Genomic DNA, 13,733 nt, shown 5'->3' with positions numbered 1-13,733 from the left:
GAATGAAGTGGAAGGCACTGTCTGTTACTTTACTACTATCTCTACTAGTAACATCATGCAAACAACACACACGGATAATCCCTGATCAGTGCCCACTAAAAGTTCTTACCCCATCTATAGCAGATCAAAAAACTGCCAAGGTTATCTGTGCAAATGGGCTTCAATTGCTAATAATTTCTAATCCAGGAATCTCAATTTCAGGAGCAGCTTTAGCAGTAAAAACAGGGAATTCCTCGGATCCTAAAGAATTCCCTGGATTAGCACATTTAACAGAACACTGCGTCTTTTTAGGAAATGAGAAATATCCAAATAGCGATGGATTTTCTCATTTTTTAAGTAATAATAATGGCACCTACAACGCCTACACAAGCTCCTATACAACTAGTTATTTATTCTCTATAAAGAACTCAGCATTTTCTGAAGCCATCGATCAATTTGTCCATTTATTTATTCAACCTCTTTTCGATCAGGAAGATATTGACAGGGAGAAAAATGCTGTACACCAAGAATTTGCTATGCATCCAAATAAGGATCTTCGTCGTGTACATCGCATTCAACAACTTATTGCTCCTAAAGGACACCCTGTCCAAAGATTCGGATGCGGGAATGCCTCTACTTTAGCACAAGTAAGATCTCAGGATATGCACGCTTGGTTCGATCAGCATTATCATCCTGAAAATATGATTGGTGTTATTCATACAACAGAACCGATAGAAAAAGCTGTAAAAATTTTCCCAAAAATCTTTTCCAAGATTCCTTCAAAGAAAAATAATCTTCATAGAAAAGCGTTCTCTCCTTCAGGGGAGGATCTCTCATCGGGGAAACTTTATATTAATTCTGCTGTAGAACCTACAGCAAGCATAAAGATTTATTGGCATCTCTATAACACATCTCAAGCCCCTCTCGGTTGTTACGCAGCGCTTGCTTATGTGTTGAATCACGAAGCAACAGATAGTCTCGTCTCTTTATTAAAAGAAGAAAAACTTATTACAGAGTTTGATTCTGGATTTTATAAAACTTCAGAAAGCACAGGAAATTTTACTATCTATTATCAACTCACAGAAAAGGGTGAGAGGGAATACTCAAAAGTATTACTCCACACTTTTAAATACCTACATCAAATCCAAAAACAAGGAATTCCTGAATATTGTTTGAAAGATATTTCTACAATTAATGCCCTAGAATATTGCTACAGTTCAAAAACAGATCTCTTTAGAACCCTTCAGGGACAAATTGCAGACCTCATAGATGAGGATTTAACTACCTATCCGTATCAATCACTTGTTTATCCACAATACTCTTTCGAAGAAGAACAAGGTATCCTAACGATTCTTTCAGATCCCTATCAAGCCCGTTATGTGTTGTCAACAAAAAATCCTGAGAATTGGCAGGATGCGACAAAGCATTATGATAACATTTTTAAAATGGATTATTATGAAAAATCCCTACCAGATTTAGAATCTTACAAGCAGGCTTCTGTACAAGAATGCATGGCTCTACCTCAACCAAATATCTATATTCCGAAAAATATTGAAGTTTCAGAAGTATCCAAAATAGACAATAAGGAATTCCCGTTCAAACCTCAGCTAGCTTATGAAGATACTGGTCTTACCTTCTACTATTGTGAAGATCATTTCTATACCATGCCCAAGCTTACTATAAACTTGCGCATGCGCTCTCCTAATATCTCTAGGAAAGACATCCGTTCATTAATAGCTACAGATCTATGCTCCCTAGCAATTAATGAAAATCTCCTTAAGCAATACTATCTAGCAGCTCAAGCCGGTCTTTTCTTCTCGACTTCCTTACGTGGAGATGGGTTGAATTTAGAAATCACTGGATATAATGCAACAGCACCCATCCTATTGAAATCTATTTTAGCTTCGCTAAAACCCTCTATAAATCAAGAGAGATTCGATATACATAAGCAACAGCTTATGGAAACCTATCAAAGAAAAATCTCAGAATGCCCTATACGAGCAGGTATGGATAGGCTTTGGTCTTATACCCTAAACGATGTCTATTCCTATCATGATAAATTGACTGCACTTCAAACTATGAATTTTGAAGAAGTAGAAAATTTTTCAAAAATTATGTTTGAACAGCTGCATGTTGAGGCTATGGTTCTCGGACCACCCTCAAAGAGGCAAGAACAAGAATTAGTAACCATTGTTAAAGACTTCGTTTCTTCTTACCCTACGTATGAAGCGGATTCTTTCTATTATCAAAGACAAGATAAAGACATCTCAAATATAGAAATAGATTACCCTTTATCTGGGAACGCTATGCTCTTAGTTCTTCAGGATAAACATTCCTCTTCTGTGGAGCATATTGTTGCTACAGAAATGATGTTTAAATGGTTACACCACATAGCCTTTGCTCATTTGCGAACAGAACAACAATTAGGCTATGTTATAGGAGCGTGTTATCATGAACCTTTATTATGTCCTTCAGGTTTATTTTACATCCGTTCTAATGCCTACACACCTCAAGAGCTTGTAATAAAAACAAAAACATTCATTGAAGAAGTCGCTATATCTCCAGAGAAATTTGGAATGTCTGAACAATATTTTTCTGATTTAAAAGACGCCTATATAAAAAACATCACAGACCCGTCATATTCCTTAGAGTCTATGGGATCAGCTTTATTTTCCTTAGCCTTTGAAAAAGCTTCTGTACAATTCTCACTTCCCAATGAAAAGATTACGGCTGCTAAAGCTATGGATTACGTGACTTTCAAAACTTATTGCCAAGAATTTCTAAATCAAAAATTAGGATCAGAAATTCCTGTATATATTCAAGGGAAAGACCGTTAGGTTTTTCCTATCTGAAGAAACAGTAAATGAATTCAGGAATATCTCTGAGAAACCAAAATGTCATCAGAGATATTATTGATGGTCCTAAAGCAAATAAAAATAACCATCCTAAAGATAATGATGAAGATGGGAATGAAGGCCTTAAGATGAGATAGCCCACAATATTTGGCATATTCGAAATAATTGTAAGCCCTCCTGCAGACATACACCCAGCTATGACGAGATAAAGGAAACAATCCGTAGCGACAGGAAGGTTATGCACGAGATAATTCACCAAAGCATTATCTAAGAATATAGATAAGGTATATGAAGTAATCATATAACCAAAATCTGACATTCTATGCATCAGCTCTAAAACCCACCATTCTTGAAGTTCTCCGAAAATCACAAGACCCGCATAAAATAGTCCTACAAAGCAAACTTTCGAAATATTGATTGCATGCTGATAGAAAATGGTAAATTTCTGAAATCCTAAATAAAATATTAAAATAGCAGCCATTAATAATGGTACAGACCTCGCTAGGATTACAGAACCAACAAGAACAATATGAACAAAAATAATCCATTTCGGGACGCGTTCATTCATCATAGAAGGATTTGTTACTACCTTAGGGAAATTATTAAATTCCTTTCTAAAAATAAGATAGTAAATAGTCGTCGATAATAAGATGGAAATCACAGATTTCCAACAGAAATATTTTAAAATAAAGCTATTTCCCCATTTCACTGAGGGCAAAATAATAAATAGAGCTCTAGAAGATAGTGCAGATGTCAATCCTCCCATAGAAATATTAGAAAATAGCAATCCCATTGTTGCGTAAGCAAAACGCGGAGATGGAGAGAACTTATAAAAGTTCCTAACGAGCAACGTCGCGGCAATAATCATAGCTCCTGTTTCTTTAAGAAGCACTGCAGATAGTGGTGAGGCTATCATCAGAGTCCACCACCAACATCGCGGAGACCGTCGACCTATTTTCGCAATATTTGAAAAAATACGTTCTGAGAAATAAACAATAGGTCGCGATTCAAGAAGAATGAGCATAATAACAATAAAGAGGGAGAATACATAATTCCTGCTATTGAAATAACTCATAGTCACTCTATAACCCTCAGAATAGAGAAACCATAAAAACAGGGGAGCTGCCCAAAGAACGAAAACTAGCTCTACCCTACTTATCAATCGATAGAATTCACTTAGCCAAAGATATTTTTTCCACCTTTCAGGAAATACCATTTTCTTATGCTGATATAATTGACACTGACTGAACAGCCAAGGCGTAAGAAACGTATGTAATATAGAGAAGAAAAAAAGTAGAGCCGCCCCTGTCTTCAATGATGAAGAATACTGAGGTAAAATCATAAACAACCTAGGAGACGCTAATTCTTATAATTAGCAATAGAGATATTTTGAGTAAAAATAAAGACTCAAAAACCTTTTCCTGAAACCAAGGTAAACAATTGAGAATTCCCTCTCTGTTGGAAATAGAATGTAGGAAAGAAATTGTAAAAAATTTTTTATTTCTATAAGTAAAAGAGAGAGATGAGGGTCTAACTATGTCACATACAATTACACTACTGACTACTGATAACGATACTGACGAGATAAAAAAAGCTCTTCAAAGAATTACTGCTGCTTCTTCGTGTGTACTTAGGTCTTCACCTGAGCAGGAAAACGCTGATCAGCCGTATGAAGTTTGCCAAGCTGAAAGTGCTCTTTCTGTAGAGGCAAGTAAGATAGCTTCCGTTGCTGAAGGCACCTTATTATCTTGTTGCTGTAAATAAATTATTGGGATTCAGAAACCATTCATCACTGTGTTTGTGCAGGCTATTTACAAGTAAACCGCGACTATCTTGGATAATAGTATGAATAGCTTTGGCTATAGAAGGATCTGTTTCCATTTCTCTGGGATAGCTTACAAATAAAGTTGCCCCAGCTCCAGACATACCGACATGAGCATGAAAAGGACTCCACATCCTTTTTAGCATTTGTTTTTTCTCTTCGAGATCCTTACGAAAACGAAATACGGACTTCTCTAAATCATTTTCTCTCGTGTACAAATCTATACTTTCTTCCCTATGGGAAAAATCATCGGGATGCACATAAGAGAAAGCATCTTTAGTAAGTACTCCTTTATCAGAAAAATATAACACATATCTCTCTTCACAATTGTAACCTTCATAAGGAAGAATCTCCTCACCACAGCCTATGCCTATGGCAGAGCCTGATGAAAAAAATAGAGGTACATCCATACCTATCTTTTTTCCTAATTCTTGAAGAACATCATTGGATAATTGTGTTTGGAAATGCTTATTTAAAGCGTAGAGTGCCGTTGCAGCATTGCTACTACCACCACCTACACCAGCTCCTATAGGAATACGCTTATACAATCTCCAGCTTACGGGATCATGTATCTGAGTATAATCTCTAAAAATCTGAAGACTTTTCCATATGAGGTTCTCTGGAGTACTTAATTCCGGTAGGTTACAAATAAGAGTATCTTCGTTGCTACTCTCTAAATATAGATTATCTCCGAAATCAATAGTCTGATATTGGGTAGTCATCTCATGGAAACCATGAGAAGTTTTACCATGAAGTTTTAAAAAAAGATTGAGCTTTGCTGGAGAAAAAAAATCCATAAAACTGCTTTTTTTATAGGTGAGAAGTGTATCCTTCTCACCTTAAATAGCCTAGTTTGATTCTTCAGCAGCTGGCTCTTCTTCGGCTGGCTGTTGATTAAGAACGGTGATATATGAACTTTCAGAAGACACTTCAATAAACAAAGTTGCAGTAACATCTTCCTTGAGTTTCAGAGGCACACTTTTTTTCCCGAGATTCTTAATTGCATAATGAGAATGTGGGAAATTCTTACGCGTAAGAATAATATTTTTCTTAGCTGCTTCATCAATAATATCACTAATTGTGACAGAACCATACATGTTATTATCTGGGTCTACGCGAACTCGAAACTCAAGAATAACATCTCTGAGAGCGTCTGCTAATTTCTCAGATTCTGCTCTATCTTCTGCAGCACGTAGTAACCGTTCCTCTTTTAGCTTCGCTTGCAATCGCAAAGTTCCGGCTCCAGCTATTACGGCTTTCCTTTTAGGCATAAGATAGTTACGGACATATCCAGGACGTGCGGTTACGATATCGCCACTACGGCCTAAACCATCAACATCCTCTAGTAAAAGTAGTTGTTGTTTCATTTTGTCTCTCTTCCTCTAAATTAATCTTCTGCTACGAAAGGTAGTAACCCTATATGACGTGCTCTCTTAATAGCTAGGGTAAGTGTACCTTGGAAGCGGGAAGAGACACCTGTAATTCTTCTAGGTAAGATCTTACCTCTTTCCGTAATGAATTTTTTTAAAGTTTCCGTATCTTTATAATCGATTGTTTTCCAACCTGCGGAAACAAAAGGACATTTCTTATTAAAACGCTTCCTTCTGTGTTCATTATTATGAACAGGCTTATTCATGTTTTCTCCTTAAAAATTATTCTGGCAATGACGCAAACTCTAAAACTTCTTTAACAGCATCAGTCTTAAGAGTTAAGAATCTGAGAAGATCTTCATTAAGATGATACTCTTTCCATAGTTCGGCTATTACTCCAGGAACTACTGTAAAATAGATAAGATAGTAGTAACCTTCTCTAGCTCCACGAATAGTATACGCCAATTTTTTGCGTCCTTGATCATGAATTTTTAGAATTTCACCACCGTAATTTGTGATACCTGAAGTTACCTTCTCCAAAGCCTTGCGTCTAGCTTCCTCACTCAGAGTAACGCTAAATACATACGCCCCTTCGTAAAGTTGGGCTTTTTTTTCTTTCATTAAAAACTCCTAAACATAGCTAGAGTAGTTTATTTCCCTAAGACATCCTAGTCTATAAAAATTACTTATAGGATCTCTTAGGCAGTTTGAGTCCCAGAACACCATTGAGAAAATAACGCACTGGCCTCGATAAATAAAGATTGTATTCCAATCTGTTCTTCTTCAGTAAACTGTCCGAGAACGAAGTCTGACAACTCTATATCTTCTCTTTGAGGTCGACCTACACCTAAACGCATTTGCCAGTAATCATTCGAACCTAAGCTCTGCGTGATACTTTTTATACCTTTGTGGCCACCACCACCAGCATTCTGGCGGAGACGCACGTTACCGAAAGGTTGATTCACATCATCAGCGAGAACTAAAATATGGTCCGTGGCAATATCATAATATTCCTTAACTGCTGAAACAGCCTTACCGCTTAGGTTGACATAAGTCTTAGGCTTAATAAAAACCATGGTCCCTTTAGGCGATTCCACTTGGGCAATATCAGAAAATAATTTGCGAGCTTCTTTAAATTGAGCTCCAGAAAATCCTTGAAGCAGCTTGTCCGCAAAAAGAAACCCTATATTATGCCGCGTCCATGTATATTGACGCCCTGGATTCCCTATGGCAACAATCAGCATCGTCATAATTAAAATTATCTTCTAGATACTGTTACAACAACTTCCTTCAAAGAAGTAACCGGACGAAGTCCTTCAGGGATATTAATATCAGCCAGTTTTCTTGTCTGAGACAACCCCAACGACCGAACATCCAATTCTAAGCAAGGCACAATATCTTTAGGTTTACACACGACGCGTAAAGCACGGATCACTTGTCTTAAAGATCCACCTAATTTAACGCCAACACAATCCACAGCATTAATACAGCGGATTGGAATATTTAATTTCACATCACGATCTTCTATAAGTTCTTCAAAATCTAAGTGAATTACTTTGTATGAGGTAACTTGATATTGAATATCTTTAACTAAGGCCTTAATCGTACGACCTTCGTAAGATAAAGAAAAAATTGTAGAAGATAGCGCACCGCTTTCTAGGCCAGATAAAAATTTACTAAATACGTGAGCGTCAACAATGATATTAGCCAAGCTCTTTCCGCCTGAATAAATAACAGCAGGGATTCCTCCTGTTTGACGAATTTTTTTAAGCAAAGATTTTTTATCAGTCTCGCGACTTGTAACTACGAGCTCCATAATGTGCTATTCTCCATAATCTTGAGCTAAAAGAACCCTTAGCGAAACACTGACTCCTAGAGCTAAAATGTGTTTTACTAGGGACCATCGACTGTCATGTCTAGAACATATATCTGAACAGTTTTCGAGGCAAAATTATAGCTCTATCTCGGAAAAAGTCAATCTTTTCCCTAAAATGAGATTTTCCTTAACAAAACAGCAGAAAGTGGTGTGAATAATAAAAAAAAGAAATAACAAGAAACCTTGGGGTGAAAGGATTCGAACCTCCGATGCACGGTACCAAAAACCGCTGCCTTACCGCTTGGCTACACCCCAACATTAGGCTACAGTTTATCTAATCTTCAGTTTTTGAAAATAGGAAAATCACAAAGTCATTAAGAATTTTACCATAACGTCAAACTATTGCGTCAAAAAATAGGCCTTTTCGTCTTGTGATTTTTGTTCTCTGCTTGGTATGACGCATAGATAAGCTGTGAAAAGAGAAAGCCATGAAAATCATACAAGCTACAGTCGAGTTTGCTCCCTTTATTAAAGCTGGTGGATTAGGTGATGCTGTTTATGGTTTATCAAAAGCATTATCTGAAAACCATGATATTGAAATATTACTTCCTTTTTTCCCTCTTATTACCCCTTCTTTTTCCTCTCAGGTAATTGATGAGAAAGTTTTTTCTTATGAATTTTTAGGAAGACAGAATGCCTCTTCTATTTCCTATTCCTATGAAGGAATGATCCTTACAATAATTAAATTGGATTCACAATTAGATCTTTTCTCGACATCAACTATCTATACCGAGGACGATACATTACGTTTCAGCGCTTTTTCCTCCGCTGCAGCAGCGTATATTCAAAAATTAGAGCATGTCGATATCGTGCATATGCATGATTGGCATGTGGGGCTCTTAGCAGGACTTTTAAAGGAACCTAATCTCCCACATTATCCAAAAAGAATTTTTACAATTCATAATTTTAGCTATCGGGGTTATTGCAGCACACAATTACTGGGGGCATCTGGCATCAGTGATTTCGGGTTAAGTAATTATCAGTTGTATAGAGATCCGCAAATAAGTGTATTACTCAAAGGTGCTGTATACTGTTCTGATTACATTACAACCGTATCTCCTACATATGCTCAGGATATTCTTAATGATTACTCTGATTATGAAATGCACGATGCTGTGATGGCTAAACGTCATGTTTTCTGTGGGATTTTAAATGGTATTGATGAAACTATCTGGAATCCCGAAACAGATTCTTCGTTGGTTGTGAACTATGGCAAAGATTTGCTGGACGCTCCCGATATTTTGTTCACAAAAAAAGAAGAAAATAGAATAGCGTTGTATGAAAAATTAGGACTCTCTCCTGAATATTCTCCTTTAATGTGCGTAATTTCTCGCATCGTAGAACAAAAAGGTCCTGAGTTTATGAAAGCAGCTATTCTCCACGCTATGGAAAATGGCTATGCTTTAATTATCGTAGGAACATGTTACGATCAGGAAATTCAGCGCCAATTTACAAACTTACAAGAATCATTAACAACTTCTCCAAATATTCGAATCATCTTAGATTACAATGATTCTCTAGCTCGATTAGTTTACGGAGCAGCGGATATGATCTGTATCCCCTCGCATTTCGAACCCTGTGGTCTTACACAACTCATTGGGATGCGTTACGGAACAGTACCCCTAGTGAGATCGACTGGAGGTCTTGCTGATACTGTCGCTACAGGAATTAATGGTTTTACATTTTCCCAGACAGATAACTTCAATGATTTCCTTCACATGCTAACTCTAGCAATTACTACCTACAGACACGAACCAGACATATGGTTCCAACTTGTAGAGGAAGGTATGCTGCGATCTTCAGGACTAAAAACAATGGGCATGCATTATTTAGGAATCTACAATTCTCTATTATGATCTTTAGATTTCCCTCTTTGTAGTACGTGATTTTTATTCACCCAAAAGTATTCAACTCCTGAACATACAGAATAAATAGCAACGATAGAACCTACTACAGAAGCGAATAATTCCAAATCCCCTTCAGAAATCATTCCGAGCGAATGAGGGATCATAGCAAGTAAAATTAATAAAAAGCTTATACCTTGTAAAATAGCTTTTAATTTCCCGCTTGCCCTAGCTGCAAGGACAACTCCTCGGAAAGCACATACTGTCCGCAATGTACTAATTACAGAATCTCTAGCTAAAAATATGAAAACAAGAATTAAGGGAAGGTTTACGGGAGGCTGAGTGAACGTTAAATAGAGAGAAATCCTGTAAATACTATCCGCCATAGGATCAAGAAGTTTCCCCAAATCCGTGACTTGAGAAAATTTCCTAGCTATGTAGCCATCAATAGCATCAGTAAGCTCCGAGAGACCTAGAAGAGCAAGCAAAACATATGGAAGAACTACAGGAGTAATTCCAAGCCACTTTCCTTTAAGATAGAGCAGCATGAAAATTGGCGTTATAAATAGCCGGGAAAAAGTTAGATAATTAGGCAGTCCCACCCCATACCTCTATCAAAAAATTACTTAAACCGGAACCTCAGCACTAAACGAATGCCTAAAAAACAAATTAAATAGATAAGAATTAGAGCGCAAGTACCGAATGTTATAATGATGAAAAAACTATTTTTTGAAGACCGTATTTTTTGTGTAGGATCTCCCCTAGTTCTTCTCTTATAGTATTGTTTGTTTTTATTTGTAGTGGTATCTTTGCCTTTATTCCTAGAAAAAATCTATATTTCAGATGCCATCTAGCGTTTGTATAAATAGCTTTTTTCAGACCTTATTTTTTATCGGAGTTTTATCATGTCACAACCTCTTACTTTACAAGCTATGATTGCTAAAATTTTGCAATTCTGGAGTGAACAAGGGTGTGTGATTCATCAAGGTTACGATTTAGAAGTAGGTGCAGGAACATTTAATCCGGCAACTTTTTTACGTGCTTTAGGACCTGAGCCCTATAAAACTGCATATGTTGAGCCCTCAAGACGCCCTCAAGACGGTCGTTACGGCATGCATCCTAACCGCCTACAAAACTACCATCAACTTCAAGTTATTCTTAAACCTGTCCCTACAAACTTTCTCTCTTTATATAAAGAGTCTTTGCAAATCATTGGCTTGGACCTTCGTGAACATGATATTCGTTTTGTTCATGATGATTGGGAAAATCCGACGATTGGCGCGTGGGGTTTAGGTTGGGAAGTATGGTTAAATGGTATGGAAATTACCCAGCTCACCTATTTTCAAGCTATAGGAAGTAAACCTCTCGATACGATTAGCGGTGAAATTACGTATGGCATTGAGAGAATTGCCATGTATTTACAAAAGAAAAGTTCTATTTTTGATGTATTATGGAATGACGAGCTCACCTATGGAGATATTACTCAAGCTTCTGAAAAGGCATGGAGTGAGTATAATTTCGATGTCGCCAATACACAAATGTGGCTAAAACATTTTGAAGATTTTGCTCAAGAAGCACTCGCCACTTTAGATCGGGGCCTACCAGCTCCTGCTTATGACTTTGTTATCAAAGCATCTCACGCTTTTAATATTCTTGACGCCCGGGGTGTAATTTCTGTTACAGAACGTACACGTTATATTACTAGAATTCGTCAATTAGCTCGTGCTGTTGCTGATGGTTATGTAGATTGGCGAGCTTCTTTAAATTACCCACTGTTGCACAAGTGGAGCACTGATAAAGCTATAACCCCGCAGACTCTCCCCTGCCCCAAAATTGCAACAGCGGAAAATTTTTTATTAGAAATTGGCTCTGAAGAATTGCCAGCGACCTTTGTCCCCATTGGAATTCAACAGTTAGAATCTTTAGCAAAGAAGCTTTTGTCTGATTATAATATTGGTTACGAAAGTTTAGAAGTCTTAGGATCTCCAAGAAGACTTGCTTTACTAGTTTACAAACTAGAGCCTACAGCTGTGCAAAAAGCGGTTGAGAAAAAAGGCCCTGCGATCTCCTCATTATTCAGTGATTCTGGAGATGTTACTGTGCAGGGAGAACAATTCTTTGCTTCTCATAATGTACCTATCCGTCATTACGATGAACTCTCTCAACATTCTCTATTTGAAATCCGTGAGATTGGCTCTGTAAACTATCTATTCCTTTTACATCCTGAAGTGCGTAAGGACACTGCAACAATCTTAACTAATGAATTACCAAAACTAATTCATTCTATGAAATTCCCTAAGAAGATGGTCTATGACGATAGTGGTGTAGAATACGCACGACCTATTCGCTGGATAGTATCCCTATATGGGACATCCGTTCTTCCTTTCTCTTTTGGGAAAGTAACAGCTTCTGATACCTCTTATGGTCACCGACAGTTAGATCCTAGGGAAGTTTCCATTCCTTCTTGTGAACGTTATGTTGATACTTTACGTGATGCTTGTGTGATAGTTTCGCATAAAGAACGTAGAGAAATTATCGAACAGGGGTTAAAATCACATAGTTCTGATAATGTTTTCCCAGTTGCAAATCCTCGTTTACTTGAAGAGACAGTTTTCTTAACTGAACATCCTTTTATTACCTGCGCGCAATTTGATCAAAAGTTCTGCGCACTACCTAAGGAATTGTTAATCGCTGAAATGGTAAACCATCAAAAATACTTTCCTACACAAAATACTTCTGGAGAGATTACTAATCAGTTTATTTTAGTATGCGATAATTGCCCGAACGATATTATCATTGAAGGAAATGAAAAAGCCTTAACCCCTCGCCTTACTGATGGGGATTTTCTTTTTGCCCAAGATCTCAAAACATCATTAGCTACCTTCGTGGATAAGCTCAAAGCTGTTACTTACTTTGAAGCTCTCGGTTCTCTTTATGATAAAGTAGAAAGACTAAAAGCTCATAAAGAGATTGTTTACCCACTCATGCCTTTATCTTCTCAAGAAGATATAACAACAGCAATAGAGTTTTGTAAAGCAGACCTAGTCTCCGCTGTTGTTAATGAATTTGCAGAACTACAAGGAATCATGGGAGAATACTATCTAAAACATGCTGGACTATCCCATGCAGCTGCGATAGCCGTAGGGGAACATTTGCGTCATATTACCGATGGTCAAACAATCTCCACTACAGGAACATTATTAAGCATAATAGATCGTTTTGATAATTTACTTTCTTGTTTCATCTTAGACCTAAGGCCTACTTCATCTCATGATCCTTATGCTTTGCGTCGTCAATCCTTAGAGATTCTTACATTGTTACATGCTTCAGAAGCATCTTTAGATCTCGAGAGTCTTTTACATCATTTGGCAGATAACTTCCCTGCCACTGTTCAAGGAACTACCTGGGATAAACCTGCAATTATCCGTGATATCTTGGCATTCATCTGGGGAAGATTAAAAACCTTCATGGCTTCTTTAGGATTTAGCAAAGATGAAATCGCTACGGTATTTTCTGATACTTCTGAGAAGAATCCTGTGGAAATCATAAAATCAGCAAAAGCGATTCAGAATGTAAAAAATAGTCAAAGAGCTGTCCTTGAAAAGATCACAACAACACATAATCGTTTGAAAAAGATCTTAGCCTCTTTGAAACTCTCGGTAGGAACGCATATGCCTGCGCAACTTGAGACACAAGAATCTCGGCTTAAATCAGCTCTCGATCATTTTGATGCCTCTGTAAAAATAAAGGATAGTAAAGAAGACTACCTTCTAAGTCTTGGAGAACTTACTGACAGCATCAATACATTCTTAAATGAAGTACATGTTACTAGTGGGGATGAAGAGTTGAAAAACTTACGTATTCATCTATTGCTGACAGCTATGGAGAAATTTTCTTCTTATCATTGGGAAGCGCTAAAAATATAATACTATCTCTAGGCATAAAAAAAAGTGGCTCTATAGATTTTATCTACGGCCACTTTTCTCA

At 37.2% G+C, this 13,733-nt stretch carries 12 protein-coding genes and 1 tRNA gene; 4 read left to right on the top strand and 9 right to left on the bottom strand.

Annotated elements, in window-relative coordinates; all coding sequences use genetic code 11:
* Window positions 1-2 precede the first annotated feature (2 nt).
* On the top strand, window positions 3-2,816 hold the full coding sequence (locus tag O6937_RS02530) for an insulinase family protein (protein WP_332390095.1): 2,814 nt from the start codon (window positions 3-5) through the stop codon (window positions 2,814-2,816).
* 7 nt (window positions 2,817-2,823) lie between these two features.
* Here O6937_RS02530 and O6937_RS02525 read toward each other — a convergent pair whose 3' ends face one another.
* Window positions 2,824-4,176: a putative Na+/H+ antiporter gene (locus O6937_RS02525; protein WP_332390094.1), complete on the bottom strand. Its 1,353-nt coding sequence runs from the start codon at window positions 4,174-4,176 to the stop codon at window positions 2,824-2,826.
* Between the two features lie 194 nt (window positions 4,177-4,370).
* Here O6937_RS02525 and rbp7 point away from each other — a divergent pair, with 194 nt between their 5' ends.
* Window positions 4,371-4,598, top strand: a complete 228-nt coding sequence (rbp7, locus tag O6937_RS02520; protein WP_332390093.1) for a reticulate body protein Rbp-7 — start codon at window positions 4,371-4,373, stop codon at window positions 4,596-4,598.
* On the opposite strand, the gene ispE is transcribed toward rbp7, so the two are convergent.
* The 7 genes from ispE to O6937_RS02485 form a co-directional block, all read right to left on the bottom strand.
* Window positions 4,578-5,453: a 4-(cytidine 5'-diphospho)-2-C-methyl-D-erythritol kinase gene (ispE, locus tag O6937_RS02515; RefSeq protein WP_332390092.1), complete on the bottom strand. Its 876-nt coding sequence runs from the start codon at window positions 5,451-5,453 to the stop codon at window positions 4,578-4,580. The genes rbp7 and ispE overlap by 21 nt on opposite strands.
* Before the next feature lie 51 nt (window positions 5,454-5,504).
* Window positions 5,505-6,023, bottom strand: coding sequence for a 50S ribosomal protein L9 (gene rplI / locus O6937_RS02510; RefSeq protein ID WP_332390091.1), 519 nt, complete (start codon window positions 6,021-6,023; stop codon window positions 5,505-5,507).
* A gap of 20 nt (window positions 6,024-6,043) precedes the next feature.
* A complete protein-coding gene (gene rpsR / locus O6937_RS02505) occupies window positions 6,044-6,292 on the bottom strand; it encodes a 30S ribosomal protein S18 (protein ID WP_011006772.1) in 249 nt (82 codons plus the stop codon).
* 16 nt (window positions 6,293-6,308) lie between these two features.
* Window positions 6,309-6,647, bottom strand: coding sequence for a 30S ribosomal protein S6 (rpsF, locus tag O6937_RS02500; protein WP_332390090.1), 339 nt, complete (start codon window positions 6,645-6,647; stop codon window positions 6,309-6,311).
* Window positions 6,648-6,724: 77 nt separating this feature from the next.
* Window positions 6,725-7,276: an aminoacyl-tRNA hydrolase gene (gene pth, locus O6937_RS02495; protein WP_332390089.1), complete on the bottom strand. Its 552-nt coding sequence runs from the start codon at window positions 7,274-7,276 to the stop codon at window positions 6,725-6,727.
* A gap of 8 nt (window positions 7,277-7,284) precedes the next feature.
* Complete coding sequence (locus O6937_RS02490) at window positions 7,285-7,842, bottom strand: 50S ribosomal protein L25/general stress protein Ctc (RefSeq protein ID WP_332390088.1); 558 nt, start codon at window positions 7,840-7,842, stop codon at window positions 7,285-7,287.
* Window positions 7,843-8,085: 243 nt separating this feature from the next.
* Window positions 8,086-8,157, bottom strand: a tRNA-Gln gene (locus O6937_RS02485).
* A 173-nt stretch (window positions 8,158-8,330) separates the two neighbouring features.
* Here O6937_RS02485 and glgA point away from each other — a divergent pair.
* The gene (gene glgA, locus O6937_RS02480; RefSeq protein WP_332390087.1) at window positions 8,331-9,758 is read left to right on the top strand and encodes a glycogen synthase GlgA; all 1,428 of its coding nucleotides are present in this window, start codon (window positions 8,331-8,333) and stop codon (window positions 9,756-9,758) included.
* Here glgA and pgsA read toward each other — a convergent pair.
* On the bottom strand, window positions 9,740-10,348 hold the full coding sequence (gene pgsA / locus O6937_RS02475) for a CDP-diacylglycerol--glycerol-3-phosphate 3-phosphatidyltransferase (protein WP_332390086.1): 609 nt from the start codon (window positions 10,346-10,348) through the stop codon (window positions 9,740-9,742). The genes glgA and pgsA overlap by 19 nt on opposite strands.
* A gap of 303 nt (window positions 10,349-10,651) precedes the next feature.
* On the opposite strand from pgsA, the gene O6937_RS02470 reads away from it, so the two are divergent.
* Window positions 10,652-13,672 (top strand): glycine--tRNA ligase, encoded by a 3,021-nt coding sequence (locus O6937_RS02470; protein WP_332390085.1) that lies wholly within the window; start codon window positions 10,652-10,654, stop codon window positions 13,670-13,672.
* Window positions 13,673-13,733 lie beyond the last annotated feature (61 nt).

It is taken from the genome of Chlamydia sp. 04-14 (assembly GCF_036632095.1).
Taxonomy (GTDB): domain Bacteria; phylum Chlamydiota; class Chlamydiia; order Chlamydiales; family Chlamydiaceae; genus Chlamydia.
Note: the sequence above shows the minus strand (reverse complement) of the source record. Positions and strands in the feature narration are given on the sequence as shown.

Bases quoted from the DNA above. Each gene is read 5' to 3' on its own strand.
- O6937_RS02530 (WP_332390095.1), top strand. From the start codon at position 3: ATGAAGTGGAAGGCACTGTCTGTTACTTTACTACTATCTCTACTAGTA.
- O6937_RS02525 (WP_332390094.1), bottom strand. From the start codon at position 4,176: ATGATTTTACCTCAGTATTCTTCATCATTGAAGACAGGGGCGGCTCTA.
- rbp7 (WP_332390093.1), top strand. From the start codon at position 4,371: ATGTCACATACAATTACACTACTGACTACTGATAACGATACTGACGAG.
- ispE (WP_332390092.1), bottom strand. From the start codon at position 5,453: ATGGATTTTTTTTCTCCAGCAAAGCTCAATCTTTTTTTAAAACTTCAT.
- rplI (WP_332390091.1), bottom strand. From the start codon at position 6,023: ATGAAACAACAACTACTTTTACTAGAGGATGTTGATGGTTTAGGCCGT.
- rpsR (WP_011006772.1), bottom strand. From the start codon at position 6,292: ATGAATAAGCCTGTTCATAATAATGAACACAGAAGGAAGCGTTTTAAT.
- rpsF (WP_332390090.1), bottom strand. From the start codon at position 6,647: ATGAAAGAAAAAAAAGCCCAACTTTACGAAGGGGCGTATGTATTTAGC.
- pth (WP_332390089.1), bottom strand. From the start codon at position 7,276: ATGACGATGCTGATTGTTGCCATAGGGAATCCAGGGCGTCAATATACA.
- O6937_RS02490 (WP_332390088.1), bottom strand. From the start codon at position 7,842: ATGGAGCTCGTAGTTACAAGTCGCGAGACTGATAAAAAATCTTTGCTT.
- glgA (WP_332390087.1), top strand. From the start codon at position 8,331: ATGAAAATCATACAAGCTACAGTCGAGTTTGCTCCCTTTATTAAAGCT.
- O6937_RS02470 (WP_332390085.1), top strand. From the start codon at position 10,652: ATGTCACAACCTCTTACTTTACAAGCTATGATTGCTAAAATTTTGCAA.